Source organism: Rhodopseudomonas sp. NSM, from assembly GCF_052445935.1.
Classification (GTDB): domain Bacteria; phylum Pseudomonadota; class Alphaproteobacteria; order Rhizobiales; family Xanthobacteraceae; genus Rhodopseudomonas.
This window is the reverse complement of record NZ_JBQTCH010000002.1, coordinates 219537-244700: the sequence shown is the minus strand read 5'-3', so window position 1 is coordinate 244700 and position 25164 is coordinate 219537. Positions and strand designations below refer to the sequence as shown.

Genomic DNA, 25164 nt, shown 5'->3' with positions numbered 1-25164 from the left:
GACCGTTCAAAGACAGTTTGATGGGTGGAGCGCCCGCAAAACGGCCGTAGAACTTGCCGGAAACCCAGCCAAAGGCTAACTCCACCCCATGGGAAAACGACTGATTCCGCCGGAGCCGGCCGAGATTCACGAAGTCCAGCTTCGTGACGCTCTGGAAGAGCGCTACCTCGCTTATGCGCTCTCGACCATCATGCATCGCGCGCTGCCGGACGCCCGGGACGGGCTGAAGCCGGTGCATCGGCGCATCCTCTACGGCATGCGCCTGCTGCGGCTCGACCCCGGCACGCCGTTCAAGAAGTCCGCCAAGATCGTCGGCGACGTGATGGGTTCGTTCCATCCGCACGGCGACCAGTCGATCTATGATGCGCTGGTGCGCCTCGCGCAGGACTTCTCCTCGCGCTATCCGCTGGTCGACGGCCAGGGCAATTTCGGCAATATCGACGGCGATAATCCGGCCGCCTATCGCTACACCGAAGCGCGTATGACCGACGTCGCGCGGCTGCTGCTCGACGGCATCGACGAGGACGGCGTCGCGTTCCGGCCGAATTATGACGGCCAGTCGAAAGAGCCGGTCGTTCTGCCGGGTGGCTTCCCGAACCTGCTCGCCAACGGCGCGCAGGGCATCGCTGTCGGCATGGCGACCGCGATCCCGCCGCACAACGCCGCCGAACTCTGCGACGCAGCCCTGCATCTGATCGAGAAGCCGGACGCCAAGTCGAAGGCGCTGCTGCGCTTCGTCAAGGGACCCGACTTCCCGACCGGCGGCATCGTCATCGATTCCAAGGAGAGCATCGCCGAGGCCTACACCACCGGCCGCGGCGCATTCCGTACCCGCGCCAAATGGGCGCAGGAAGAGGGCGCACGCGGCACCTGGGTCGTGGTCGTCACCGAGATTCCCTGGCTGGTGCAAAAGTCACGGCTGATCGAGAAGATCGCCGAACTGCTGAACGAGAAGAAGCTGCCGCTGGTCGGCGACATCCGTGACGAATCCGCCGAAGACGTCCGCGTCGTGATCGAGCCTAAATCGCGCGCGGTCGACCCCGCCCTGATGATGGAATCGCTGTTTCGGCTGACCGAACTGGAAAGCCGGATCCCGCTCAATCTCAACGTGCTGGTGAAGGGCCGCATCCCCAAGGTGCTCGGCCTCGCCGAATGCCTGCGCGAATGGCTCGACCATCTCCGCGACGTGCTGCTGCGCCGCTCCAACTACCGGAAGGCGCAGATCGAGCACCGGCTCGAAGTGCTCGGCGGCTATCTGATCGCCTATCTGAACATCGACAAGGTGATCAAGATTATCCGCACCGAGGACGAGCCCAAGCCCGTCCTGATGAAGGCCTTCAACCTCACCGACGTGCAGGCCGAGGCGATCCTCAACATGCGGCTGCGCAGCTTGCGCAAGCTCGAGGAATTCGAGATCCGCACCGAGGACAAGAACCTGCGCGCCGAGCTGAAGGGCATCAACGCGATCCTGAAATCCGAGACCGAGCAGTGGGCCAAGGTCGGCGAGCAGGTGCGCAAGGTGCGCGAGATGTTCGGGCCGAAGACGCCGCTCGGCAAGCGACGCACGCAATTCGCCGACGCGCCGGAGCACGATATCGCCGCGATCGAGGAGGCCTTCGTCGAGCGCGAGCCGGTCACCGTGGTGATCTCGGACAAGGGCTGGGTGCGCACGCTGAAAGGCCACGTCGAGGATCTGTCGGGCCTGAACTTCAAGCAGGACGACAAGCTCGGGCGGTCGTTCTTTGCCGAGACCACCTCGAAGCTGCTGCTGCTCGCCACCAACGGGCGGTTCTACTCGCTCGAGGTCGCGAAATTGCCGGGCGGTCGCGGCCACGGCGAACCGATCCGGATGTTCATCGACATGGAGCAGGACGCAGCCATCGTCGCGATGTTCGTGCACAAGGGCGGCCGCAAATTCCTGATCGCCAGCCATGACGGCCAGGGCTTCGTCGTCGGCGAGGACGACTGCGTCGGCACCACCCGCAAGGGCAAGCAGATCATCAATGTCGACATGCCGAACGAGGCGCGGGCGCTGACCGTCGTGGCCGAAGGCTCGGACAGCGTTGCGGTGATCGGCGACAACCGCAAGATGCTGATCTTCCCGCTCGACCAGGTGCCCGAGATGACGCGCGGCCGCGGTGTGCGGCTGCAGAAATACAAGGACGGCGGCCTGTCCGACATCGTCACTTTCGCATCGAAGCAGGGCCTCGGCTGGCGCGATTCCGCCGGCCGCGAGTTCAGCGCGACGATGAAGGAACTGGCCGAATGGCGCGGCAATCGCGCCGACGCCGGCCGCCTGCCGCCGAAGGGTTTTCCGAAGTCGAACAAGTTCGGCCGCGGCATCGAGTGAGCGCGCCCGCGGCGGTTCGCCAGAAGCGGTGCCGCGCGCTTCGCCGCGGCGTCCCGCCGCGATGTCACGACTGCTTGATGGGCTTTCCGAACGGCACTTATCTGCAATCCACTTATCTGCAATCAATGACCCGGGTGACGATGACCCTCACCATGGTGCGATGGCGATCAGCGAGTAGGGGCTGAAATCTGATAGTCCATTGCAGTTGCTAGTCATTTGCAAAAAGGACCAAAATCATCCAGTCTGACGAGATGGACGCGAAAACGCCTCGACCCAGCCCTGATGTTCCGTTGCCACAGCCGGATGGGGCGGCGTCAGGTTGGCGGTCGGCGCGCGGCGAGCCGTCACTGTCGAACATGTTTGGTTCGGTGCCGGCGCGGACGGGCGGATCGTTCTGGCGCAAGCTCGTCGCGTTTCTCGGCCCCGGCTATCTGGTCGCGGTCGGCTATATGGATCCGGGCAACTGGGCCACCTCGCTCGCCGGCGGCTCGAAATACGGCTATGCGCTGCTCAGCGTCGCGCTGGTCTCCAACGTCATGGCGATCATTCTCCAGTCGCTCTGCACCCGGCTCGGCGTCGGCGCCGGACGCGATCTGGCGCAAGCCTGCCGCGACGCCTATCCGCGCTGGGTGTCCTGGCCGCTGTGGCTGTCGGCGGAAATCGCGATCACCGCGACCGATCTCGCCGAGGTGATCGGCACCGCGATCGGCCTCAATCTGCTGTTCGGCATCCCGCTCGAACTCGGCGTGGTGATCACCGCCGCCGACGTGTTTCTGGTGCTGGCGCTGCAGGCGTTCGGCTTCCGCTGGATCGAAGCCTTCGTGGTGGCGCTGCTCGGGGTGATCGCGGCCTGCTTCGCGATCCAGATCGCGATGGCCGATCCGGAGTGGGGCGCGGTGATCGCCGGCTTCGCTCCGACGACGAAAATTCTCACCGAACCCGGCATGCTGTATCTGGCGCTCGGCATTCTCGGCGCCACGGTGATGCCGCACAATCTCTATCTGCATTCCGGCCTGGTGCAGACCCGCGGCTTCGGCGACAGCGTTCCCGAACGTCGCGAGGCGATCAAGCTCGCCACCATCGATTCGACGATCGCGCTGACCTTCGCGCTCACCATCAATGCCTCGATCCTGATCCTCGCCGCGGCAACCTTCCATCACACCGGCAAGACCGATGTCGCGGAGCTCGATCAGGCGCATGCCCTTCTGGCGCCGATGCTCGGCTCGACGCTGGCGCCGACGCTGTTCGGCATCGCGCTGCTGGCCTGCGGCCTCAACTCGACCATCACGGCGACGCTGGCCGGGCAGATCGTGATGGAGGGATTCATCCAGTTCAAGATGGCGCCGTGGCTGCGCCGGATGGTGACGCGGATGATCGCGATCGTGCCGGCCGTGGTGGTGACGATCTGGCTCGGCGAGAAAGGCACCGGGCAGTTGCTGATCCTCAGCCAGGTCGTGCTGAGTCTTCAGTTGCCGTTCGCCGTGGTGCCGCTGGTGATGTTCACCGCCAGCCGCGCCAAGATGGGCGTATTCGTCGCGCCGCGCTGGCTCACGGCATCGGCGGTGGCGATCGCCGTGGTCATCATCGCGCTGAACATCAAGCTGGTGTTCGACTTCGCCACCGGCGGGTAGCGGACCCGTCGCGTACCACCGGCCTGACTCTAAAGCTGATCAGCGTCATCCTGAGGTGTCCGACGTGCCGCGCTGCTGCGCGGTACGTTGGACCTCGGGTCGCGGTTGACGACTTTGGAGTTAGTCCTGCGGCTCGGGATGTTCGCCCGATGCGTCGACGCGGATCCAGCCCGAGGAGGCGAGGCGCTGCTGCGGGAGATAGCGGCCCTTGTAGTCCATCTTCTTGGAGCCTTCGATCCAGTAGCCGAGATACACATAAGGCAACCCGAGCCGGCGGGCGCGGGCGATGTGATCGAGGATCATGAAGGTGCCGAGCGAGCGGTTCTGTTCGCCCGGCTCGTAGAACGAATACACCATCGACAGTCCGTCATTGAGCACGTCGGTCAGCGCCGCCGCGATCAGATCGCCGCCGCGGCCGGTGATGCCGGTGTCGACGGTGCGCCTGCGATACTCGATGATCCGGGTCTCGACATGGCTGTCCTCGACCATCATCGCGTAGTCCAGCACGGTCATGTCGGCCATGCCGCCATGGCGATGGCGCTGGTCAAGATAGGCGCGGAACACCGAATACTGTTCCGACGTCGGCACTGGATTGCGCTGCTCGCCGACGATGTCGGCATTGCGCGCGAGGATCTTGCGCTGGTTGCGCGAGGGCCGGAATTCGTTGGCGATGACGCGGACCGACACGCAGGACCGGCACTGGTCGCAGGCCGGGCGGTAGGCGATCGACTGGCTGCGGCGGAAGCCGCCATGGGTCAGCAGATCGTTCAGCTCGCCGGCCTTGTTGCCGACCAGATGGGTGAACACCTTGCGCTCGTGCCGGCCCGGCAGATACGGGCATGGCGAGGGGGCCGTCAGATAGAACTGCGGGGTGTCGCGCGAGTGCTGTGTCACGTCGGTTCGTCAACCTCCACCGCGACATAGCATCGCGCCGCGACCGTCCCGGGTCAATCGCTTTGGCGTGTCAATACGAACGCGCCGGCTGCGGTGCGGCCGCCATGCTGTTGATCACCACCGTTCCGAGCATGATGTCGTGCAGCAGCCGGCTGCGGCCGTTGAACAGGCCGACCAGCAGCACCAGCGGCGTCAGCATCGAGACCGACAGCCAGAACAGGAACGCGTGCACCACACCGAGCACGAAATAGCCCGGCTCGCCGGTCCATGTCGCCATTTCGATGCCCATCGCCCGCATCCCGAGCGTCGCCGAATGCGGCCCGCCGAGCGACGCGCCGTAATAGATCAGCGCCCAGATCGCCGAGGCCGGCGATACGATCCAGAACAGCGTCCAGCCCAGCCCGAGCGTGATCACGCCGAACACGGTGATGAAGATGATGGCGAGAATCACCGGGATCGACAGCACCACCAAGTCTATCAGGAAGGCGAATACGCGTTTGGTCAGCACACCCTGGAATAGCTCCGGATTGCGCCAGGGATCGAAGGTTTCGCCCTCGTCGCGCCAGTCGGTATTCCCACGCGCACCAGGCCCGTTCGAACCGTAGTCAGACATGACCCTCGCTCCCTTGCTCCACGCCGCAACTCACGACGCGCTGGAAATGGCGACGGTCTGCGTGCCTTGCAAGGCCGCCGCGACATTACAAAGCGGCAACCGGGCCCGGGTCCGGGAGCGAGCGGTCCCTGATATCAGCCCTGCTTCTTCAGCTTCTCGGCCGCCTGCGGGGCGAAATAGGTCAGTACGCCGTCGGCGCCGGCGCGCTTGAAGCCGAGCAGGCTTTCCATCATCGCGCGCTCGCCGTCGAGCCAGCCATTGTTCGCCGCGGCGGCGATCATCGCGTACTCGCCCGACACCTGATAGGCGAAAGTCGGCACCGCGAAGGTTTCCTTCACGCGGCGGACGATATCGAGATAGGGCATGCCCGGCTTCACCATGACCATGTCGGCGCCCTCGGCGAGATCGAGTTCGACCTCGCGCATCGCCTCGTCGGTATTGGCCGGGTCCATCTGGTAGGTGCGCTTGTCGCCGGTCAGCGCCTTGGCCGAGCCGATCGCGTCGCGGAACGGGCCGTAGAATGCGGAGGCGTATTTCGCCGCATAGGCCATGATCTGGACGTCCTGGAAGCCGGCGTCGTCGAGGCCGGCGCGGATCGCGCCGATCCGGCCGTCCATCATGTCGGACGGCGCGATCACGTCGCAGCCAGCCTCGGCCTGGACCAGCGCCTGCCGGACCAGCACCGCGACGGTCTCGTCGTTGAGGATGCGGCCGTCCACGATCAGGCCGTCATGGCCATGGCTGGTGAACGGGTCGAGCGCCACGTCGCACAGCACGCCGATGTCCGGGAATTCGTTCTTGATGGCGCGCACGGTGCGGCACACCAGGTTCTCGGCGTTGGTCGCTTCCGTGCCATGCTCGTCGCGCAGCGACGGCTCGGTGTAGGGGAACAGCGCGATGCAGGGGATGTCGAGTTTGGCGGCGCGCTCGGCGGCGCGGACCACCTGATCGACGCTGAGCCGCTCGACGCCGGGCATCGAAGCGATCGGCGCGCGCTTATTGTCGCCGTCGATCACGAACATCGGCCAGATCAGATCGTCGGTGGTCAGCACGTTCTCGCGCACCAGCCGACGGGCCCATTCGGTCTTGCGGTTGCGGCGCGGGCGCACCGTGAGGTCGAGGGACGGGGCGGACGGCCGGGGGGCGGGGTCTCGCATTTCGATGGGACGGCCGAATTTGATCGCCATGTTGCCAACTCTCCCTGTGGGCGTCCGATTTGGTGCATCAAACTAGCATTTTGGCACCCCCGCGTCACTGCGCTGTTGATTTGGCGCAATCGGCGGCGTCGGCCACGATCACAGGCGATTGATTTTGCCGGTCCGGCAGGCCAAGACTCCGGCCCATCGACCACCGCCGAACAGCGAGCCGCATGTCCGAAATCCAGCCTTCGTCGCGCGACCACGCCCCGCGCGACCCCTCGATCGGGGTCGCGGCGATCGCGCCGGAACGCGACGACCTTCACGAAAACGACTGGACCCAGCGCCTGGTGCTGTTCCTGCGGGTGATGGCGGTGATCTCGATCTGCAAGGGACTGTATCACTGGGCCCAGATCACCGGTTTCGTCGGCGGCGAAGACGATGCCTTCGAATATCAGTCGATGGCATGGCAGACGGCGACGGTGTATTTCGCCGTGATCGAGCTGGTGGCGGCGATCGGGCTGTGGCTGGCGACGCCCTGGGGCGCGGTGGTCTGGCTGACCACCGTGGTGTCGATGGCGGTGATCGAGCTGATGTTCCCCGCGATCTATGGCGGCAGCCTGCTGGTCGTCTCGATCGAGGCGCTGCTGCTCGCGGCCTATCTGGCGCTGGCCTGGATGGCCGCCCGTGAACGGCCGCCATAGCCGCAAGTTCGGCCGATCCGGCCGCAATGTGCCGGCGGCGATGCCAACAACCATAAGAAAACAGGGGGAGCGCACCATGAGCCAGCTTCATTCCGGCGGAACCGCCGGCAGCCTGATCGTCAACGCGGTGGCGCGTTATGGCGACCGACCGGCGATCGCCGACGACAATCTGCGCTGGACCTATCGCGAATTCGGCGAAGCGGTCGGCCGCTTCATCACGCTGTTCCGGTCCGTCGGCCTCGCCAAAGGCGATGCGCTGTCGATCCTGTCGTCGAACCGCGCGGAATCCTGGGCTGCGATCTCGGCCGCGACGGTGATGGGCCTGCGCTACACGCCGCTGCATCCGATGGCCGCCGAGGACGACCACGCCTTCATCATCGAGGACGCCGAGATCGACGCGCTGATCGTCGAGAGCGGCAAGTTCGCCGCGCGCGGGCTGGCGATCCGCAGCCGCGTGGCGGGGCTCAAGCACCTGCTGTCGTTCGGCCCGGTCGAAGGTGCACGCGATCTGCTCGATGGCTTCGCCGGCGTCGAGGCGGCGCCGCTGGTCGACGACAGCGAGACCGCGGACATCGCCTGGCTCGCCTACACCGGCGGCACCACGGGCCGCTCCAAGGGCGTGATGATCCCGCATCGGTCGCTCTCGACGATGGCGGTGATTATCTATGCCGACTGGGACTGGCCGGCGGAAATCCGGTATCTGGCGGCGACGCCGATCAGCCACGCCGCGGGCATCACCGTCTATGTGGTGATGATGCGCGGCGGCTTCACCCGGCTGGTGCAGGGCTTCGAGATCGATTCCTATTGCCGCGTGGTGGCCGAGGAAAAGATCACCGCCGCCTTCCTGGTTCCGACGCTGATCTACGCACTGATCGACGCACCGGAGGTGAGGGCGCGCTACGACCTGTCGTCGCTCGACATGATCGTCTACGGCGCGGCACCGATGTCGCCCGACCGGCTGCGCGAAGGCATTGCGATCTTCGGCAACGTCTTCGTGCAGCTCTACGGCCAGACCGAAGCGCCGCAATGCATCACCACGATGCGCAAGATCGATCACGACGACCGCGTCCCCGGCCGGCTCGGCTCGTGCGGACGTCCGAGCCCACTGCTCGACGTCAGGCTGTTCGATTCCGACATGCGCGAAGTCGCCGACGGAGAGCCGGGCGAGATCTGCGTCCGCGGCACGCTGGTGATGGACGGCTACTGGAAGCGCCCGGAGGCGACGCAGGAAGCGTTCCGCGGCGGCTGGCTGCACACCGGCGACGTCGCGGTGAAAGACGCGGACGGTTACTTGTACATCGTCGATCGCACCAAGGACATGATCATCTCCGGCGGCTTCAACATCTATCCGCGCGAGGTCGAGGACGCGCTGATGGCTCATCACGCCGTCGCCTCCGCCGCCGTGATCGGCGTGCCGGACGACAAATGGGGCGAGGCGGTCAAGGCCTTCGTGGTGCTCAAGCCGGGCGCCAACAACGATGCGGCGGAACTGCAGGCGCATGTGAAGGAGAGACGCGGCGCGCCGTGGTCGCCGAAATCGATCGAGTTCGTCGCAACGATTCCGGTGACCGGTCTCGGCAAGATCGACCGCAAGGTACTGCGCGCGCCGTATTGGGACGGCCGCAAGCGCGGCGTCGCGTAAAATTTTCCGCGAATTGCGCGGGGTAAGGTTCCGGTCACCTTAAAGGGTTCGGTCAGGTCCGTTACGGGAATCTTTCGAATTGGAACGAAGCTGTTCTCAAATGCGACAGGGGGGACGTCGAGGGCATTGAATCCGGCCCCATCCGTGAATCAAACCTTGCAAGAAGTGGCCGATTTGCAAGCTTAATCCGCGATTCACTGTCTTCAATTCATGATCTCTTTATTGTCTTATTTAAGCCGATCTTCAAACGCCCCGATTAAGTTGCACCTATCAGACGGGACACAAGTTTCGTCGAATAAGTCGATCATAAAAGACGACAGGGGAAGTGTCATGATCAAAGCCGTTGCCACGGCAGCCGAAGCCGCCGCGCCCGCAGTCGCAGGACAAGCGCCGGTCCAGCCGCTCTATCTCGAGGCCCTGACTCTGGTGGAGCGGCTGCACCGCCGGCTGCTCGACGTCATCAAGGACGAGTTCGACCGTCGCGGTCGCGCCGATATCAATTCGGTGCAGGCGCTGCTGCTCTACAACATCGGCGACAAGGAGCTGACCGCGGGCGAACTACGTACGCGCGGCTACTATCTCGGCTCGAACGTTTCCTACAACCTGAAGAAGCTCGTCGAGCTCGGCTTCCTCGACCACCAGCGCTCGCGCGTCGACCGCCGTTCGGTGCGGATCCGGCTGACGGCGCAGGGCCAGGAGGTTCGGCACATCGTCGACGCGCTGTACCAGAAGCACGTCAGGACGGTGGAGCAGGTCGGCGGCATCTCCAGCGAGGAATTCGCCACGCTGAACAAGTCGCTGCACCGGCTCGAGCGGTTCTGGACCGACCAGATCCTCTACCGGCTCTGATCCCGATCCGGGAGCGCGCCGACGCCAGCCGGCTCACGCCAGGCGTTGCCCGAACGAGGCAGGCACGCGCGCTTCCGTTGTTTCCCAGGCTCCGTCGTCATCGGCTCTCCGCGAGGGGGGCCGATTTCTTTTTGGCCGGCCATCTCGCAGTGCCGAAAATCAGGTCCTGAACGGGAACTTTCCGCGCCGCCGCGATTTGTATCGGCGAGGCCGCTGGAGAGATTGATGCTGGTCGAGCGAGGATTGCGGGTCATGAATGTCGACGTGATCGGACGAGCTTACGATATCGCCGCCAATTATCTGCGCCGCACCGGGGCGATCGCCGACAACTCGGCGACCAACGATGCGCTGCTGGAATTGATCGTGCAGATGTTCCATCGCGGCGAGACCAATCCGATCCGACTCGCCAACAAGGCGATTTCCCACTTCGAAGCCGCCAAGCTGGCGGCTTGAACCAAGAGGCATTCTGCATGCAACGAGCCGTCGACCGCGTGATCCAGACATACGGCCTGCTGACCAGCCGCGAGGCCGCGGAAGAGGCGCAGGTCAAGGTCGAGAATTACATCCGCACGCTGTTCGAGGCCGGTGAGACCGACGACAACCGTCTCACCGTTTGTGGCCTGGTGTATTTGCGTGAACTCGACGGCAGCAACGATCCTGTCAAGGCGGGCTTTACCGGTCTCTGACGATACGGTGTGATCGATCGGAGCCGAGGCGGTTCTTTCTATTTTTGCGCGAACCGATATCATTCCGATGAAGACGCTCTGAAATGGAGTGGTGAGCGACGATGATACGTTGGGTTGCAGGATTGGTCGCAATCCTCCCGGCGATCGTCGTGTTCGCCGGCGCCGTCGCGGGCTCCGAAACGCCGCGCAAACGCTCGCTGATCGAAGACCTCGGCATCAAGCGGATGTTCGGCTGGCCGCCGAATGGTCACGACGTGCTGCGGCTGATGCACGAATTCGACCTGGTGCAAATTCGTGCCGCCGGCATCGCCGCAACGCGCGGCAACGACGCCGTGCACCGGTTCGCGCTGGAGCAGGCCGAGCGCGCGCAGCAGCGCGAAGCGGCAATCGTGCGGCTCAACATGTTCGCGCTGCTCAACATCGATTTCGCAGCCGACCCCAGCCTGCTGCGGCGCAACGAACTCGCCGGCCTGCAAGGCGAGGTCGGGCAGGCTTTCATCCGCGACTACACCGTCAAGCAGAAGGCCGACATCGCCGACACGATCGGCATGCTGCAACGCTATCTGCTCAACCCCGACAATGACGACGTCCGACGTTTCGCCGAGGCGCAGCTGCCGTCGCTGAAGCAGGCACTGCGGAGTCTTCAGTCAGTCCCGATGCAGTAGACGCTGGCGCGTCGGTCGATCAGATGCCCGACGATGTCAAACAGCCATGCCAATTTGATCTCGCGGCTCCGCTGAGCCCGAGTTGTGCACCCGTCGCTTCACAGCGAGGGGCGGGGGCGCGCCGAAAGGCGCGAAGGTGGTGAGTATCGCGATGGCTTGCGGACCATCGCGCAACGCCGTTCCGGCGCGCCCACCGCGGCGGTTTTGGGCGTCGGGACCGTTCTTCCGGGAACACAGCGGAGCGGGATCTCCCCGGCCTTGCTGCGCCCGTCCAGCCACGAAAGCGGCAGCCGCTCATAGTAGCGGCGGACGGTGACCTCTGCCTCCCGGACGCGTGCTTGCGAGGCACGACGCGCAGGACGCCGCGTCCACCCGACCTCGCTGACCAGTGTCAGCTTCGCCGGGCCATCGTTCCGGACCGGTTGCCCGGCCCGTCGATCTGTCCCGCTTGTACGACGCCTCGCGAAGCGCCCCTCACGGACAGGACGATGGGGAAATAATCCTAATTTGTGCCGCCTGTCAACCGGAATTCGCGACCCGCACCGAAATTCTTGCGGCGCCGTCGCATCGTTGCGCTACAAGGCGCGGGAGATTTCCAGGAGCAAGGCGAGGGCATGGACAAGAAGGCGATGCGCGAGGAGGCCGAACGGCTGATGCGCGAGGCGATGGCGAACCGCAAGGTGACGGTGAAGCAGGGCGACACCGTGCTGATGGTGACCTGCGGCAAATGCGGCGCGCCGAACAAGGTCAAGGCGCCGAAGGGCGTCACCCGCGTCGGCTATGTCTGCAAGGAATGCGGGGCGAAGCAGGAAACGATGTGAGGGCGCATCGCGTTGGATGCGACGGCCGTTGATCGCGTTGCGGCCGCCGGCCAACGCCAGTCGCAAGGGTTCCGATGCTGACGCTCCACCATCTCAACGACTCCCGCTCGCAGCGCATCCTGTGGCTGCTGGAAGAACTCGGCGCCCCGTATGAGCTGAAGCTCTACCAGCGCGACGTCGCCACGCGGCTGGCACCGCCGGAACTCGCCGCGGTGCATCCGCTCGGCAAGTCGCCGGTGATCACCGATGGCGATCTGACGCTGATGGAGTCCGGCGCGATCGTCGATTACATCCTGCGCCACCACGGCCAGGGCAGCGCGTTGCGCCCCGCCGAAGGCTGCGCCGAATTCGAGTCCTATCAGGAATGGCTGCACTATGCGGAAGGCTCGGCGATGCTGCCGCTGATGCTGCAGCTCTACACCAGCCGCCTGAAGCAGGAGGTCACGCCGCTGCAGCCGCGGATCGACAGCGAAATCGCCAACCATCTCGGCTTCATCGACAACGCGCTGAAGGGCCGGGCGTTCTTCGTCGGCTCCGGCCTCACCGGCGCCGACATCATGATGAGCTTCGTCGCCGAAGTCGCCGGCTCCTTCACCCGCCTCGGCCCCTATCCCGACCTCACCGCATGGATCAGGCGTATGCACGCGCGGCCGGCTTTCCGGCGGAGCGTGGAGAAGGGCGGGGCTTATCGGATGGGGTGAGGCTTCGGGCGGTTGTTGTGAGCACCGCCCATCGTCAGGCCGCTCAAGGCATGTCACACCAATTCTCGGCGCGCACCCCCGGCATCCGCCCAAACTCGCGCATGTTATTCGTGACCACGATAAGTCCCTCGCTGCGGGCGTGGCCGGCGATCTGCATGTCGTAGGCGCCGCAGGGCGTGCCGGCACGTTCGAGTTCGGCTCGGAGCTGGCCGTAATGCGCGGCGGCCTTGTCGGCAAATGGCAGGACTTCGAGACGTGCAGTAAAATGTGCGATCGTGTCGAGGTTCTCGGTGCGGCGGGATGACTTCTCCGCACCGTAGAACAACTCGCCGAGCGTGATGCTGGAAATGCACAGCTGCTCCGCCAGCGCGTTGAATTTCTCGCGCAGCGCTGGCGTACGATTCTTGATCACGTAGATGCAGATATTGGTGTCCAACATGTAGGTGAGCATCACAGCGGCTCGCGCTCGTCGGCCGGCGGCTGCACGCGCTCGCTGAGAAAATCGTTACTGGCGCGGGGCCCGTTCAGGAAGAAGTCGTCCCATCGCTGACCTTGCGGAACGATGACACGACTGCGGCCGATCTTGAGGATGTCGACCTTATGCACGCCTTCGGGAAAGGCGACGCCTTTAGGCAAGCGGACCGCTTGGCTGCGATTGCTGGTGAAGACAGTCGAACTGGCCATAGTAGATCTCCGAGCGGCATATCCATATGGGATATACATAATCCGACTGGGCCTGCCCGGCAAGAGAACGCGGCGCCGCCATCCCTCCTGCAAGCCCCTCGCATCCACCATATCTGGGTCTGATCGGAGCGCATGGCCGCAAATGTGGCGGGCGTCCTTGGCCCGCCGGCGCGGATATGCTATGGCCCAGCCGCCGCTTCCGAACCGCTATCCTGTAACCGCTCGCACCCGCCTCAACCGGCTGCGGCGGTGGAGACATTGCCCATGAGCACATCAGCCAACACTTCCTCGGCAAACGCCGCGTCCGCGCCCGACAGCTTCTTCTCCGCCTCGCTCGAGCAGGCCGATCCCGAGATCGCCGCCGCGATCAAGGGCGAACTCGGCCGCCAGCGCCACGAGGTCGAGCTGATCGCCTCGGAGAACATCGTCAGCCGCGCCGTGCTGGAAGCGCAGGGCTCGGTGATGACCAACAAATATGCCGAGGGCTATCCGGGCGCGCGCTATTACGGCGGCTGCGAATTCGTCGACGTCGCCGAAAATCTGGCGATCGAGCGCGCCAAGAAGCTGTTTGGCGCGAACTTCGCCAACGTCCAGCCGAATTCCGGCAGCCAGATGAACCAGGCGGTGTTCCTGGCGCTGCTGCAGCCCGGCGACACCTTCATGGGCCTCGATCTCGCCGCCGGCGGTCATCTGACCCACGGCGCCACCGTCAATATGAGCGGCAAGTGGTTCAAGCCGGTGCACTACACCGTGCGCCGCGAGGACGGCATCATCGACATGGACGCGGTCGCCAAGCTGGCCGAGGAGACCAGGCCGAAGCTGATCATCGCCGGCGGCTCGGCCTATTCGCGGGCCTGGGACTTCAAGCGCTTCCGCGAGATCGCCGACAGCGTCGGCGCCTATTTCATGGTCGACATGGCGCATTTCGCCGGCCTCGTGGCGGGCGGCGTCCACGCCTCGCCGGTGCCGCACGCCCATGTCGTCACCACCACCACCCACAAGTCGCTGCGCGGCCCGCGTGGCGGCCTGATCCTCACCAACGACGAGGCGCTGGCCAAGAAGTTCAACTCGGCCATCTTCCCCGGACTGCAGGGCGGCCCGCTGATGCATGTGATCGCCGCCAAGGCGGTGGCGTTCAAGGAGGCGCTCCAGCCCGACTTCAAGGTCTACGCGAAGAACGTCGTCGAAAATGCCAAGGCGCTTGCGGAAACGCTGCGTGCGGCCGGCTTCGATCTGGTCTCCGGCGGCACCGACAACCATCTGATGCTGGTCGACCTGCGGCCGAAGGGCCTGAAGGGCAACGTCTCGGAGAAGGCGCTGGTCCGCGCCGCCATCACCTGCAACAAGAACGGTATTCCGTTCGATCCCGAGAAGCCGTTCGTGACCTCGGGCCTGCGGCTCGGCACGCCTGCGGCGACGACCCGTGGATTCGGCGTCGCCGAGTTCAAGCTGGTCGGTAGCTTGATCGCCGAAGTGCTGAACGCCATTGCACAATCCCCCGACGGCGCCGCGCCGCTGGTGGAGGCCTCGGTGAAGCAGCGGGTCAAGGAATTGACCGACCGCTTTCCGATCTATCAGTAACTGATCACCGTCATGGCCGGCCTTGTGCCGGCCATCCACGTCTTTACGGCGTGGGGCGGGACGAAGACGTGGATGGCCGGGACGAGCCCGGCCATGACGGACGAGGGGGCTAATCCCCTTTGAAGCACTGAGGACGCGTCGCGATGCGGTGCCCGAACTGCAACAGCCTCGATACCCAGGTGAAAGATAGCCGGCCCACCGAGGATTCCTCGGTGATCCGGCGGCGGCGCGTCTGCATCGCCTGCAATTTCCGTTTCACCACCTTCGAGCGGGTGCAGTTGCGCGAGCTGACGGTGATCAAGCGCAACGGCCGCCGGGTGCCGTTCGACCGCGACAAGCTGGTGCGCTCGGTGCAGATCTCGCTGCGCAAGCGGCCGGTCGAGCCGGAGCGGGTGGAGCAGATGGTGTCGGCGATCGTGCGCGAGCTGGAAAGCGGCGGCGAGGCCGACATCTCGTCCGAGACCATCGGCGAGATCGTGATGGACCATCTGCGCAAGCTCGACGACGTCGCCTACGTCCGGTTCGCCTCGGTCTATCGCAATTTCCGCGAGGCCAAGGACTTCGAGGCCGTGCTGGGCGAGTTGTCCGGCGAGGAGGAGGCCCGGCAGGCGCTGGTTCGCAAATGATCTTCCGGATCCTCGAAGATCAATACGCCGAGCGCGCCCGCGCCGAGAAGGCCGGAAAGGCCGCAGCCGCCATCGATCTGCGCTTCATGCAGCTCGCGCTGACGCTCGGCCGCCGCGGGCTCGGCCGTACCGGGACCAACCCCGCCGTCGGCGCGGTGCTGGTCAGGGACGGCGTGATCGTCGGACGCGGCTGGACCCAGGACGGCGGCCGGCCGCATGCCGAAGTCGAGGCGCTGGCGCGGGCCGGCGAGGCGGCGCGCGGCGCGACGCTGTATGTGACGCTGGAGCCGTGCTCGCATCACGGCCGATCGCCGCCCTGCGCCGATGCGATCATCGCCGCGGGCGTCGCCCGCGTGGTGTCGGCGATCGAGGACCCCAATCCGCTGGTCGCCGGGCAGGGCCACGGCAAGCTCCGCGCGGCGGGCATCGCGGTCGATGTCGGCCTTTGCGCCGAAGAAGCTGCGCGCGATCATGCCGGCCATCTCCTTCGCGTCCGAGAGCGGCGGCCGCATGTCGTGCTCAAGCTCGCGGTCTCGACCGACGACAAGATCGCGGCTTCCGGCCACAAGCCGGTGGCGATCACCGGCGAGGCAGCAAGGGCGCGGGTGCACCTGTTGCGGGCGCGGTCCGACGCGATTCTGGTCGGGATCGGCACCGTGCTCGCCGATGATCCGGAATTGACCGTTCGCCTCCCGGGGATGGCGGCGCAGTCGCCGATCCGGGTCGTGCTCGATCCCAGCCTGCGGATTCCCGGCGACAGCAGGCTGGTGCATTCGGCGCGGGCCACGCCGCTGTGGCTGGTGGCGTCCGAGGTCGCCGAAGCCGCGAGCGCGATGCGGCTCGGCGCGGCCGGCGCGCAGGTGATCCATGTGGCGGATCGAAAGGGCGCGCCGGGGCTGGACCTCGCCGCGGTGCTGACGGCGCTGTCGGAGAAGGGCGTCACGCGGCTGATGGTCGAAGGCGGCGCGCGGGTCGCGAGCGCACTGGTCGCGGGCAAGCTCGTCGACGAGATCTGGTTGCTGCGCGGCGAGACGACCATCGGCGCCGATGGAGTCGATGCGCTGGACAAGCTGCCGCTCTCGACCATCACCCGATCGCCGGCCTGGCGCGCGCGGGAAAGCGAGCGTCTCGGCTCCGACACCCTCACGGTTTATGATCCTACCTAAGAGTCCGCATCCATGTTCACCGGCATTGTCACCGACATCGGCGAGATCGAAGCCCTGACGCCCACGGCGCAGGGGCAGTTGCACCGGCTGCGGATCGGCTGCAGCTACGACCAGGGCACGATCGCCGACGGCGCCTCGATCGCCTCGAACGGAATCTGCATGACCGTGGTCGGCTCCGGCACGGCGGGCGGCCGCACCTGGTACGAGGTCGACGCCGGCGCCGAGACGCTGGCGATGACCACGGCGAAGCATTGGGGCGTCGGCACCCGGCTCAATCTCGAACGCGCGCTGAAGATCGGCGACGAGCTCGGCGGCCACATCGTCACCGGCCATGTCGACGGCGTCGCCACCGTGGTGGCGCGCGAGGAACTGCCGGACATGGCGCGGTTCACACTGGAGACGAGCCGTGAACTGGCACGATTCATCGCCGCCAAGGGCTCGGTGACGCTCGACGGCACCTCGCTGACGGTGAACACCGTCGACGACATCCGGTTTTCGGTGCTGATCATCCCGCACACGCTGAGCGCGACCATCCTCGGCGGCTGGCGCGAGGGCAGTGCCGTCAATCTCGAGGTCGACCTGATGGCGCGCTATGCGGCGCGGCTGAGCGAGATGAAATAAGGCGGAAACACCGTCATGCGCGGGCTTGACCCGCGCATCCATCCTCTTAACAAGAACGCTCCTCGTCCGAAGACGATGGATCGCCGGGTCGAGCCCGGCGATGACGACACCAGGATCGAAGAATGGCAGACGCACGGCGCGCTCCCCTGAAAGACCAGACCGATGTGGCGGGCGCGCGCGTCCTGATCGTCGAGGCGCGGTTCTATGACGACATCCAGGACGCGCTGCTGGACGGCGCCGTCGCCGAGCTGAAGGCAGCCGGCGCGACGCACGACGTGCTGACCGTGCCCGGTGCGCTGGAAATCCCCGCCGCGGTCGCGATCGCGATCGACGCCGCGGAGGCCAACGGCAAGCCCTATGACGCGGCGATCGCGCTCGGCTGCGTGGTGCGCGGCGAGACCATCCATTTCGAGATCGTGTCGATGGAGTCGGCGCGGGCGCTGATGGATCTCAGCGTCGCGCGAAAGTTTCCGCTCGGCAACGGCATCATCACCGTCAACACCGACGAGCAGGCCTGGGCGCGGGCGAAACCCGGCGACCTCAACAAGGGCGGCGACGCCGCGCGCGCCGCGCTGGCGATGCTGCGGATCAAGCGCCGCCTGGCGCGGGGCTGACCATGGCCGAAGCCAAGAAACCGTTCGACCGCAAGCCGCCGTTCAAAGCGGGCGACAAGAAGACAGGCGAGCGCAAGGCCAACCGCCGCGGCGCCGCGCGGCTCGCCGCGGTGCAGGCGCTGTACCAGATGGATATCGGCGGCGCCGGCATCAACGAGACCTTCGCCGAGTTCGAAAGCCACTGGATCGGCAACGAGGTCGAGGGCGATCAATATCTGCCGGCCGAGGCTGCGTTCTTCCGCGATATCGTCTCCGGCGTGGTGCGCGACCAGAAGAAGCTCGACCCCCTGATCGACGAGGCGCTGGCCAAAGGCTGGCCACTGGCGCGGATCGACGCGATCCTGCGCGCGGTGATGCGCGCCGGCGCTTACGAGCTGGAGCACCGCAAGGATATTCCGGCCCGCGTCGTCGTCTCCGAATATGTCGACGTCGCCCATGCCTTCGTCGAGAAGGACGAGACCGGCATGGTCAACGCCGTGCTCGACCAGATCGCAAGGCAATTTCGCGAAGACGAATTCACGAAGTAATCGAGTCGGTTCGTTCGGCTGCCATTCCGACTTGCGCGTGACGCGCGCAAGCAGGAATGCCCCTGTGAGACGCTCCAATTCCGGCTAGAACTGCCAGTTCGCCGGGACCCAGGCATAACCGGCATCGGTCTTCAGCATCCGCCCGAGTCCGGGAAATGGATAGTGGAAGCCCAGCACCAGAAGCTTGTCGGCCGCGGCGCGGTCGAAGATTCGCCGGCGCGACCGCAGCGCGGCGTCCTTGTCGCGATCAGGACCCGGCCGCCACGGCCGGTCGACATTGACGACGGGATGATAGGCCAGATCGGCGGTGAGCAGCAGTTGGTCCGATCCGGAGTGAACGAGGAACGCGGCCATGCCGGGCGTGTGTCCGAAGGCGGGCAGCGTCGTCAGTCCGGGCACGATCTCGGCGCCGGCCTGGTACAGCACGACGTCGGCGGCGACCGGCTCGACGCTCCGCTTGATCGCCGCGGCGAAGCGGCGCCGAAACTCGTCGCCGACGGGAAGATACGACAGGTCCGGCTCGCCGCGGACGAAGAAGGTCCAGTCCGCTTCCGGCGCATAGATGGTCGCGCGCGGGAAGGCCTTGCCGCCTTCGGCGCTGCGCAGATTGCCGACATGGTCGGGATGGGTGTGTGAGATCACCACCGCGTCGATGTCGTCGGCGCGCAGTCCGATCGTCGCGAGATTGGCGAACAGCCGACCGCCATTCGGGCCCATGGTCTGCGCCGCGCCCGCTTCGATCAGGATGCGGCGGCCGCCGGTCTCGATCAGCAGCGTGTTGAGGTTCAACGTCATCGTGTCGGTCGGCAGGAAGGCCCGCCGCAGCGCCTCGCGCAGTTCGACCTCGGGCGCGTCATGGGCATAGACGCTGGGCGGGCCGCTGAGCAGGCCATCGCTCAGCACGGTCGCCTGAATATCGCCGACGTGGAACCGATAGGCGCCCGAATTGCGCACCACAGCCGGCGCCTTTGCGCAGGTGGCGCCGCTGATGTTTGCGGCCGGGCCGACCGCAGCGGCCAGCATGAGGCGTCGTCGGCTGATCTTGAATTCGGCCATGCCTGTCCTTCCTGTCCCACGTTCCGCTTCGCTGGGGCGCGGAGCCCCATCGATGTAGGCAGGCGGCCGTGTTACAGAAACCGGAGTTTCCGGATATTCGTTTTCCGCCAAATGAATAACGCGGTGCCGGCGGCAGGAGTGGGAGATGGCGTCCGACGACAACCTCCACCGCGTCGACCTCAACCTTCTCGTGGTGCTGAAGACGCTGCTGGAGACGCGCAGCGTCACCAGAACCGCGGAGCAGACCGGGATGAGCCAGCCGGCGGTGAGCAGGGCGCTCGCCAAGCTGCGAGAGCTGTTCGACGACGCGCTTCTGGTCAAGGCCGGCACGGTGATGCGGCCGACGATCCGGGGCGGCCAGCTGCTCGAACCGGTTCAGAAAGCGCTGGCCGGCGTCGCCGACGTGCTTGCGACCCGACCGGCCTTCGATCCCTGCAGCACCGCGCGCGTCTTTCGCGTCGCGACGACCGACTACGGTGCCGCGGTGATCCTGCCGCGGCTTGCGGGCCTGATGTTCGCGCTGGCGCCGGGGGCCAGCGTCGAGATCGCTCCGGTCGATGGACAGACGTTCAAGAGCCTCGGCGAGACCAACACCGATCTGGCGCTTTACAGCGACAATCCCGTTCCGGCCCACCTGCACAGCCGCGATTTGTTTCGCGAGAGCTTTGCCTGTCTGGTGCGCGCCGGTCACCCGCTGCTCGATCGGTCCGCGGGAAGCCGCATGACGCTGGACGACTACGTCGCCGCCTCGCACATCCTCGTCACCGTTGTCGGCGGGCGCGCCGGCCCGGTCGATACGGCGCTGAGGTTGCTCGGCCGGGCGCGGCACATTGCCGTGCGCATTCCTTACTTCGCCACCGCCGCCCAGGTGGCGATGAGTTCGGATCTCGTGCTCACGATTCCGCGGCGCGCGGCCGAGACCTTCTCCAACGACCAACGCTTGTGTCTGGTCGAGCCGCCGCTCGAACTTCCCAGCTTCGGCTATCGCATGGTCTGGCACGAGAGGGTTCACGCCGAGCCGGATCACGTCTGGCTGCGGCGACTGTTGCTTCGGGCCGTTCGCACGGAAGCGGATCCGCCCGACGACGCGGGCGCGCCGCGTGCACCCGCCTGAATTGGTGTTGAGGATGCAGGGCTCGATCGGCCTGGTGCTCGGCCGCGGTGCGGCTTGCGCTCGCCGCGGTTGTGGCCTTTCAGTAGCGGCCGACCTTCGACCCAGATTGGCACTCGCGTGCCGGTCGCAAACCTGCGGTGGACATGCCCTCCGGTGAAGACGATCTGATCGCCCGTTACTTCAAGCCGCTCGCGACCGATCCGGGCGCGCTGGGGCTGGTGGACGACGCCGCGGTGCTGGCGGCGTCGCGGGACGATCTGGTGCTGACCACCGACGCCATCGTCGAGGGCGTGCATTATCTGCCCGGCGATCCGCCCGAGGCGATCGCCCGCAAGGCGCTGCGGGTGAACCTGTCGGACCTCGCCGCCAAGGGGGCCACGCCTGCGGGCTTCCTGCTGACGCTGGCGCTGCGCAATGTCGATGCCGCCTTCCTGGCGCCGTTCGCCGCCGCGCTTGGCGAGGACGCGGCGCAGTTCGGCTGCCCGCTGCTCGGCGGCGATACGGTCTCGACGCCCGGACCGGTGATGATCTCGGTCACCGCGTTCGGCCGGGTACCGCCGGGCCGCATGGTGCGGCGCAACAGGCTGCGCCCCGGGGACCGGATCGTTGTGAGCGGCACGATCGGCGACGCCGCGCTCGGCCTCGACCTGCTGCAGCGCGCGAATGCGACGATCCCGGACGAGCACCGCGCCTTTCTGATCGGCCGCTATCGCGTGCCGCAACCGCGGCTGAAGCTCGCGCAGGCGGTGCGCGATCATGCCGGCGCGGCGATGGACATCTCCGACGGGCTCGCCGGCGATCTCGCCAAGATGTGCGCAGCGTCCGGCGTTACCGCGACGCTCGACGCTGCGGCCGTTCCGCTATCGGATGCGGGGCAGGCGATGCTCGGCGCCGGCGCGACGGAACTAATCCGTCTGCTCGGCGGCGGCGACGACTACGAGCTGCTTTGCGGCGTTGCACAAAACAGGCTCGATGAGTTTCTTGTTGCAGCGCGGCGAAGCGGCGTGAGTGTGACTGTCATCGGCACCGCCGAGACCGGAACCCGTCAGCCGCGCTGGCTCGACGCCAACGCCGCCGAAATCCCGCTGCAAAGACTGTCTTTCAGCCACTTCTAGCGCTTAGTCGCAGGTATTCCGGCGCGAGGGATACGGCTGGAATTCGCCTAAGGCTCCGGGAAAAGCCCGGGTTAGTCCCTTCGCAGCGATTGCGGAGCAACCGTGATTTTGGCATGGTCCGCGGCGATTTGGGGCTGCTCCGAAAGAGAGCAAGTCATCTTTTTGCGCGCCTGGGGCATCACGGCCATAGGCACGGGGGTGAAACTCGGGACTGAGGCATCAGTAATGACAGCTTTATGGGTGATCGTGCTCTGCGGAGCGCTTGCGATCGTATACGCCGCGTGGGCGACCACGTCGGTGCTCGCCGCTGATCAGGGCAACGCGCGGATGCAGGAAATCGCCGCCGCCGTTCGTGAGGGCGCGCAGGCCTATCTGAAGCGCCAGTACATGACCATCGCCATCGTCGGCGTGGTGATCTTCGCGCTGCTCGCTTACTTCCTCGGCGTCCTCGTCGCGATCGGCTTTCTGATCGGCGCGGTGCTGTCGGGTGCGGCCGGCTTCATCGGCATGAACGTGTCGGTGCGTGCCAACGTCCGCACCGCGCAGGCCGCGACCACGTCGCTGGCCGGCGGCCTCGAACTCGCCTTCAAGGCGGGCGCGATCACCGGCCTTCTGGTCGCGGGTCTCGCGCTGCTCGGCGTGACGCTGTATTTCATCTATCTGATCCACTTCGCCAGCCTGGCTCCGAACAGCCGCACCGTGGTCGACGCGCTGGTCGCGCTCGGGTTCGGCGCGTCGCTGATCTCGATCTTCGCCCGTCTCGGCGGCGGCATCTTCACCAAGGGTGCGGATGTCGGCGGCGATCTGGTCGGCAAGGTCGAAGCCGGTATTCCGGAAGACGATCCGCGCAACCCGGCGACGATCGCCGACAATGTCGGTGACAATGTCGGCGACTGCGCCGGCATGGCCGCCGACCTGTTCGAGACCTATGCGGTGACCGCGGTGGCCACCATGGTGCTCGCCGCGATCTTCTTCGCCGCGGTGCCCGAACTGCTGCTCAACATGATGACGCTGCCGCTCGCCATCGGCGGCATCTGCATCCTGACCTCGATCGCCGGCACCTTCTTCGTCAAGCTCGGCGCATCGCAGTCGATCATGGGGGCGCTGTACAAGGGCCTGATCGCCACCGGCGTGCTGTCGCTGATCGGCGTCGGCGCCGTGATCCACCAGCTGATCGGCTTCGGTCCGCTGGCCGGCGTCAACTACACCGGCTTGGCGCTGTTCGAATGCGGCATCGTCGGTCTCGCCGTCACCGGCCTGATCATCTGGATCACCGAATACTACACCGGCACCGACTTCCGCCCGGTGAAGTCGATCGCGCAGTCGTCGGTCACCGGCCACGGCACCAACGTGATCCAGGGCCTCGCCATCTCGATGGAATCGACCGCGCTGCCCGCGATCGTGATCATCGCCGGCATCCTGATCACCTACAGCCTCGCCGGCCTGTTCGGCATCGCGATCGCCACCACGACGATGCTGGCGCTGGCCGGCATGATCGTGGCGCTCGACGCCTTCGGCCCGGTCACCGACAATGCCGGCGGCATTGCCGAAATGGCCGGTCTTCCCAAGGAAGTCCGCAAGGCCACCGACGCGCTCGACGCGGTCGGCAACACCACCAAGGCGGTGACCAAGGGCTACGCGATCGGCTCCGCCGGTCTCGGCGCGCTGGTGCTGTTCGCGGCGTATAACGAAGACCTCAAGTTCTTCATCGCCAACGCCGCGAAGTATCCGTACTTCCAGGGCGTGCTGCCGGACTTCTCGCTGAACAACCCCTACGTCGTGGTCGGCCTGCTGTTCGGCGGCCTGCTGCCGTATCTGTTCGGCGCGATGGGCATGACCGCGGTCGGCCGCGCCGCCGGCGCGATCGTCGAGGAAGTGCGTCGCCAGTTCCGCGAAAAGCCGGGCATCATGAAGGGCACCGACAAGCCGGATTACGGCAAGGCGGTCGACCTGCTGACCAAGGCGGCGATCAAGGAAATGATCATTCCGTCGCTGCTGCCGGTGCTGTCGCCGATCTTCGTCTACTTCGTGATCTACGCGATCGCAGGCGGCGGTCCGGCCGGCAAGTCGGCGGCGTTCTCGGCGGTCGGCGCGATGCTGCTCGGCGTCATCGTCACCGGCCTGTTCGTCGCGATCTCGATGACCTCGGGCGGCGGCGCCTGGGACAACGCCAAGAAGTACATCGAGGACGGCCATTTCGGCGGCAAGGGCTCCGACGCCCACAAGGCGGCGGTGACCGGCGACACCGTCGGCGACCCCTACAAGGACACGGCGGGCCCCGCCGTGAACCCGATGATCAAGATCACCAACATCGTGGCGCTGCTGCTGCTGGCGGTGCTGGCGCACTGAGGCTTCGAAGCTTCTGACTGAGGAGAAAACCCCGCGGTGTGAGCCGCGGGGTTTTTGTTTGGCGAGCGGCTTTTTCCCGCGATAGACTGACGCACATTGCCCGATTGAGTGCGGCCGATATTTCCGGCCGCAAAGTCGACTCGTTGATTTTCTGGCCGGAGCGGACAAAGATCCTGCGCCCGCGGCGCGGGGCTGGTTCACGCCGGAGGTCGTCTCGAAGTTCAACAAGCACGCCTAGGCTGATGCGATGAAAGCATTTTTCTTCGACCTCGATGGCACGCTGACCGACTCGCGGACGGGGTTGCACGATTCGTTTCGCGCTGCGATCGAAGCGATCGGCGTCATGCCGCTTGGCGATGCCGAGCTTGACCTGTTCCTGGGCACGCCGCTGCCGGAGATGTTCCGAACGTTGAAGGCCGACATCAGCCAGGCCGGAATCGCGGCCGGCATCGACGCTTTCCGGGCTTACTACGAAACCCACGGCATCCGTCAAAACCGTGCCTATCCCGGAGTTCGGGAGATGCTGGAGGCCTTGAAGACCAGACGGATTCCTGTCTGGGTCGTGACCTCCAAGCCCCAGGCCTATGCCGAGCGTGTGATCCGCGATCTCGGCTTTGCCGATTTGGTCACCGACGTCGTCGGCGCGGGGCTCGCGGAGTTGGACACTAAAAGCGATCTGGTGAAGCGCGCGCTCGGCGAGGCGGGCGTCGCCCCCGGCGATGCCGTGATGGTCGGGGACCGACGCTATGATGTCGAAGGGGCCAAGGCCAATGGTGTCGTCGCTGTCGGCGTGACCTGGGGCTACGGCACGCGCGAAGAACTCGAGTCCGCGGGCTGCGATCGCCTCGTCGAGTCCGTTTCGGAATTCTGTCAGATCTTCATCGATCGCTCGATCGTGCTTCGTACCAGGACCGCCGCTGCGGCCTGCTGAACCGGTCGCCATTTCGGCGGAGCCGGCGGGCATCCTTCCGCACGCTCACGAGTGGCGCGCGCGCCTGCGAATTGAACCAATTGGAACC

The 25164-nt window shown here is 65.9% G+C and carries 26 protein-coding genes; 20 read left to right on the top strand and 6 right to left on the bottom strand.

Going from position 1 to position 25164, the window contains the following annotated elements; genetic code table 11:
- Positions 1-88 precede the first annotated feature (88 nt).
- The gene (gene parC, locus ACTZWT_RS05410) at positions 89-2350 is read left to right on the top strand and encodes a DNA topoisomerase IV subunit A (protein ID WP_444768685.1); all 2262 of its coding nucleotides are present in this window, start codon (positions 89-91) and stop codon (positions 2348-2350) included.
- Positions 2351-2601: 251 nt separating this feature from the next.
- The gene (locus ACTZWT_RS05405) at positions 2602-3981 is read left to right on the top strand and encodes an Nramp family divalent metal transporter (protein WP_444768684.1); all 1380 of its coding nucleotides are present in this window, start codon (positions 2602-2604) and stop codon (positions 3979-3981) included.
- Between the two features lie 120 nt (positions 3982-4101).
- Here ACTZWT_RS05405 and ACTZWT_RS05400 read toward each other — a convergent pair whose 3' ends face one another.
- The 3 genes from ACTZWT_RS05400 to hemB all read right to left on the bottom strand — a co-directional run bounded on the left by ACTZWT_RS05400 (position 4102) and on the right by hemB (position 6675).
- Positions 4102-4875: an arginyltransferase gene (locus tag ACTZWT_RS05400; protein ID WP_444768683.1), complete on the bottom strand. Its 774-nt coding sequence runs from the start codon at positions 4873-4875 to the stop codon at positions 4102-4104.
- 70 nt (positions 4876-4945) lie between these two features.
- The gene (locus ACTZWT_RS05395; protein ID WP_444768682.1) at positions 4946-5488 is read right to left on the bottom strand and encodes an RDD family protein; all 543 of its coding nucleotides are present in this window, start codon (positions 5486-5488) and stop codon (positions 4946-4948) included.
- 134 nt (positions 5489-5622) lie between these two features.
- The gene (gene hemB, locus ACTZWT_RS05390) at positions 5623-6675 is read right to left on the bottom strand and encodes a porphobilinogen synthase (protein ID WP_444768681.1); all 1053 of its coding nucleotides are present in this window, start codon (positions 6673-6675) and stop codon (positions 5623-5625) included.
- Between the two features lie 182 nt (positions 6676-6857).
- Here hemB and ACTZWT_RS05385 point away from each other — a divergent pair, with 182 nt between their 5' ends.
- From ACTZWT_RS05385 to ACTZWT_RS05350, 8 genes are all read left to right on the top strand, one after another.
- On the top strand, positions 6858-7328 hold the full coding sequence (locus ACTZWT_RS05385; RefSeq protein ID WP_322517228.1) for a DUF6163 family protein: 471 nt from the start codon (positions 6858-6860) through the stop codon (positions 7326-7328).
- 76 nt (positions 7329-7404) lie between these two features.
- Positions 7405-8970, top strand: a complete 1566-nt coding sequence (locus ACTZWT_RS05380; protein ID WP_444768680.1) for an AMP-binding protein — start codon at positions 7405-7407, stop codon at positions 8968-8970.
- A gap of 330 nt (positions 8971-9300) precedes the next feature.
- A complete protein-coding gene (gene ldtR, locus ACTZWT_RS05375) occupies positions 9301-9819 on the top strand; it encodes a transcriptional regulator LdtR (protein ID WP_322517226.1) in 519 nt (172 codons plus the stop codon).
- A 225-nt stretch (positions 9820-10044) separates the two neighbouring features.
- Complete coding sequence (locus ACTZWT_RS05370; RefSeq protein ID WP_444768679.1) at positions 10045-10272, top strand: hypothetical protein; 228 nt, start codon at positions 10045-10047, stop codon at positions 10270-10272.
- A 17-nt stretch (positions 10273-10289) separates the two neighbouring features.
- A complete protein-coding gene (locus ACTZWT_RS05365) occupies positions 10290-10505 on the top strand; it encodes a hypothetical protein (protein WP_444768678.1) in 216 nt (71 codons plus the stop codon).
- Positions 10506-10627: 122 nt separating this feature from the next.
- Complete coding sequence (locus tag ACTZWT_RS05360) at positions 10628-11170, top strand: DUF4142 domain-containing protein (protein WP_444768677.1); 543 nt, start codon at positions 10628-10630, stop codon at positions 11168-11170.
- Positions 11171-11784: 614 nt separating this feature from the next.
- Positions 11785-11991: a hypothetical protein gene (locus tag ACTZWT_RS05355; RefSeq protein WP_444768676.1), complete on the top strand. Its 207-nt coding sequence runs from the start codon at positions 11785-11787 to the stop codon at positions 11989-11991.
- A gap of 74 nt (positions 11992-12065) precedes the next feature.
- The gene (locus ACTZWT_RS05350; RefSeq protein ID WP_444768675.1) at positions 12066-12692 is read left to right on the top strand and encodes a glutathione S-transferase family protein; all 627 of its coding nucleotides are present in this window, start codon (positions 12066-12068) and stop codon (positions 12690-12692) included.
- Positions 12693-12735: 43 nt separating this feature from the next.
- On the opposite strand, the gene vapC is transcribed toward ACTZWT_RS05350, so the two are convergent.
- Both vapC and vapB read right to left on the bottom strand, forming a co-directional pair.
- A complete protein-coding gene (gene vapC / locus ACTZWT_RS05345) occupies positions 12736-13143 on the bottom strand; it encodes a type II toxin-antitoxin system tRNA(fMet)-specific endonuclease VapC (protein WP_444768674.1) in 408 nt (135 codons plus the stop codon).
- Positions 13143-13376: a type II toxin-antitoxin system VapB family antitoxin gene (gene vapB / locus ACTZWT_RS05340; protein ID WP_444768673.1), complete on the bottom strand. Its 234-nt coding sequence runs from the start codon at positions 13374-13376 to the stop codon at positions 13143-13145. Before vapB ends, vapC begins: the two co-directional genes overlap by 1 nt.
- A gap of 264 nt (positions 13377-13640) precedes the next feature.
- On the opposite strand from vapB, the gene glyA reads away from it, so the two are divergent.
- From glyA to nusB, 6 genes are all read left to right on the top strand, one after another.
- The gene (gene glyA / locus ACTZWT_RS05335; RefSeq protein WP_444768672.1) at positions 13641-14957 is read left to right on the top strand and encodes a serine hydroxymethyltransferase; all 1317 of its coding nucleotides are present in this window, start codon (positions 13641-13643) and stop codon (positions 14955-14957) included.
- 143 nt (positions 14958-15100) lie between these two features.
- The gene (nrdR, locus tag ACTZWT_RS05330) at positions 15101-15583 is read left to right on the top strand and encodes a transcriptional regulator NrdR (protein ID WP_444768671.1); all 483 of its coding nucleotides are present in this window, start codon (positions 15101-15103) and stop codon (positions 15581-15583) included.
- Positions 15580-16749 carry a bifunctional diaminohydroxyphosphoribosylaminopyrimidine deaminase/5-amino-6-(5-phosphoribosylamino)uracil reductase RibD gene (ribD, locus tag ACTZWT_RS05325; RefSeq protein ID WP_444768670.1) on the top strand — a complete coding sequence of 390 codons (1170 nt, stop codon included), beginning with the start codon at positions 15580-15582 and terminating at the stop codon, positions 16747-16749. Before nrdR ends, ribD begins: the two co-directional genes overlap by 4 nt.
- 12 nt (positions 16750-16761) lie before the next feature.
- The gene (locus ACTZWT_RS05320) at positions 16762-17370 is read left to right on the top strand and encodes a riboflavin synthase (protein WP_444768669.1); all 609 of its coding nucleotides are present in this window, start codon (positions 16762-16764) and stop codon (positions 17368-17370) included.
- A 122-nt stretch (positions 17371-17492) separates the two neighbouring features.
- On the top strand, positions 17493-17984 hold the full coding sequence (gene ribH, locus ACTZWT_RS05315) for a 6,7-dimethyl-8-ribityllumazine synthase (RefSeq protein WP_444768668.1): 492 nt from the start codon (positions 17493-17495) through the stop codon (positions 17982-17984).
- Between the two features lie 2 nt (positions 17985-17986).
- Positions 17987-18511: a transcription antitermination factor NusB gene (nusB, locus tag ACTZWT_RS05310; protein WP_444768667.1), complete on the top strand. Its 525-nt coding sequence runs from the start codon at positions 17987-17989 to the stop codon at positions 18509-18511.
- 84 nt (positions 18512-18595) lie between these two features.
- Here nusB and ACTZWT_RS05305 read toward each other — a convergent pair whose 3' ends face one another.
- The gene (locus ACTZWT_RS05305) at positions 18596-19534 is read right to left on the bottom strand and encodes an MBL fold metallo-hydrolase (protein WP_444769206.1); all 939 of its coding nucleotides are present in this window, start codon (positions 19532-19534) and stop codon (positions 18596-18598) included.
- Between the two features lie 178 nt (positions 19535-19712).
- On the opposite strand from ACTZWT_RS05305, the gene ACTZWT_RS05300 reads away from it, so the two are divergent.
- The 4 genes from ACTZWT_RS05300 (at position 19713) to ACTZWT_RS05285 (ending at position 25076) form a co-directional block, all read left to right on the top strand.
- Positions 19713-20681: a LysR family transcriptional regulator gene (locus ACTZWT_RS05300; RefSeq protein WP_444768666.1), complete on the top strand. Its 969-nt coding sequence runs from the start codon at positions 19713-19715 to the stop codon at positions 20679-20681.
- 143 nt (positions 20682-20824) lie between these two features.
- Complete coding sequence (thiL, locus tag ACTZWT_RS05295) at positions 20825-21796, top strand: thiamine-phosphate kinase (protein ID WP_444769205.1); 972 nt, start codon at positions 20825-20827, stop codon at positions 21794-21796.
- Between the two features lie 225 nt (positions 21797-22021).
- The gene (locus tag ACTZWT_RS05290; RefSeq protein WP_444768665.1) at positions 22022-24145 is read left to right on the top strand and encodes a sodium-translocating pyrophosphatase; all 2124 of its coding nucleotides are present in this window, start codon (positions 22022-22024) and stop codon (positions 24143-24145) included.
- Positions 24146-24392: 247 nt separating this feature from the next.
- Positions 24393-25076 carry an HAD hydrolase-like protein gene (locus ACTZWT_RS05285; RefSeq protein WP_444768664.1) on the top strand — a complete coding sequence of 228 codons (684 nt, stop codon included), beginning with the start codon at positions 24393-24395 and terminating at the stop codon, positions 25074-25076.
- Positions 25077-25164: the final 88 nt, after the last annotated feature.